The organism is Lawsonibacter hominis, assembly GCF_014287895.1.
Lineage (GTDB): Bacteria > Bacillota > Clostridia > Oscillospirales > Oscillospiraceae > Lawsonibacter_A > Lawsonibacter_A hominis.
The window spans coordinates 1-1418 of sequence record NZ_JACOPP010000070.1 but is presented as its reverse complement, the minus strand read 5'-3'; the positions used below and the strand labels follow the sequence as shown (position 1 = coordinate 1418).

Below are 1418 nucleotides of genomic sequence, written 5' to 3'. Positions count from 1 at the left end.
TGAAGATGCTCCATGTACTTCTCAAACTCGTCAATCATTTCGTCTGTGATGGCCGACAGGTGTTCCTTTGCCCGCTGTTTGGCCTCGCAATACTCTTTGATACGCTCGGCAAAGGTATCCCGAATGAGCTGCTTACGGATTTTATCCGGGATGCTTGGATGCACAAAAGGGACCATTGTTCGCTGATTTTTATTCCAGAACACCACATGGATGTGGGGATGGCCTTTTTCGTTATGGTGGGCGGCCACCCATTGCAAATCCTGCACCCGGATTCCATTGAACTTTGCCAGAGTCAAAATGTGGCGGTCAATATAGTCCTCCCACGCTTTATGATCGGACAGTCCCAATTCAGCAGCCGTTTCAGGTGAAAAAGAGATAATACCACGATACATATTGACCCGACGATAGGAAAGCTCCCGAACCAGGCGGGCGGCTTCCTGCCAGGTGTCAAACTCTTTGACCGCCCCCGGCTCCAGCTTGCCAAACAGTCCGTGGCGCATCCCCTCATTCTTCACGGCACCGGGACGAGTTACAATGTAGCCGATATGGGCATAGTTGCCTTTTGGAGTTTTCTTATAGTTAGGGTGCCGGTGGCGCTGCTTATAAATCAGAATCGACACGGGAACCTCCTTGTACGGCATGGATGGCTTTCTGCATTTCCTCGTCATCCATGAAAGTACGCAGCGCATCCGCGTTTTTCTGATTGGCAAATGCCAATGCCCGCTTTCGGGCCGCCGACTCAATTTTTTCAAAAGACGAATAGCGATCTTGGTCAATGAGGTCTGCAATAATGGCAATGTTGGCATAATAGCCCGCAGCCGATATGATCGTCAGGCGATTTATCAGTCCGGCCAACCGATTTCCCAGGGCTTTGAGCTGCCCGCTGAGTTCCTGCCGGATGACCCCGTTTATCATGTCAATATTTTCGGCGGTGGTTTCCAAATCCAGATATTCGTCAATCGCCCTGCGCACTTCTTTGGAAAAGTCCGTCCCGTTCCTGGCCGCCAGCTTATTGAGCGCCCGAATGGTATCCTCCGGCAGATGGAGCGTCTTGCGCTCTGTTTTTATGGGCGATTCCTTCAAATCAATCCTCCCTTCCAGCAGAAAAGGCGCCGGTTCATCCGGCGCTCTGACAAAATGCTTTTCACATTCTAACCATTCTAACCATTCTAACCATTCTAACGCAGAGGATGGTTAGAATCGGTGGGTAGAACGCATACAAAGTGCGGTATGACAAAAATCACACCAGAATCAAAAAATCATACTCTTTGAAATCCTCAAAACCCCGTTGAAAGCACGGCTTTCAAGCTGTCAGCCCGCCGTCAGGTATGACGGCTATTCCTGCCTTAACCGAGAACCGCAGGGCGTGGCCTGCGGATTCCGGTTGCGGGGCGCCCCCGCAGGGGGGCGGGCAGGTA

The 1418-nt window shown here is 51.4% G+C and carries 2 protein-coding genes; both read right to left on the bottom strand.

Going from position 1 to position 1418, the window contains the following annotated elements; all coding sequences use genetic code 11:
- A partial coding sequence (mobP3, locus tag H8S57_RS16755; protein ID WP_369807656.1) for a MobP3 family relaxase occupies positions 1 to 620 on the bottom strand: 620 nt, incomplete at its 3' end.
- Positions 601 to 1083 carry a ribbon-helix-helix domain-containing protein gene (locus H8S57_RS16750; protein ID WP_071434879.1) on the bottom strand — a complete coding sequence of 161 codons (483 nt, stop codon included), beginning with the start codon at positions 1081 to 1083 and terminating at the stop codon, positions 601 to 603. The genes mobP3 and H8S57_RS16750, both read right to left, overlap by 20 nt.
- Positions 1084 to 1418: the final 335 nt, after the last annotated feature.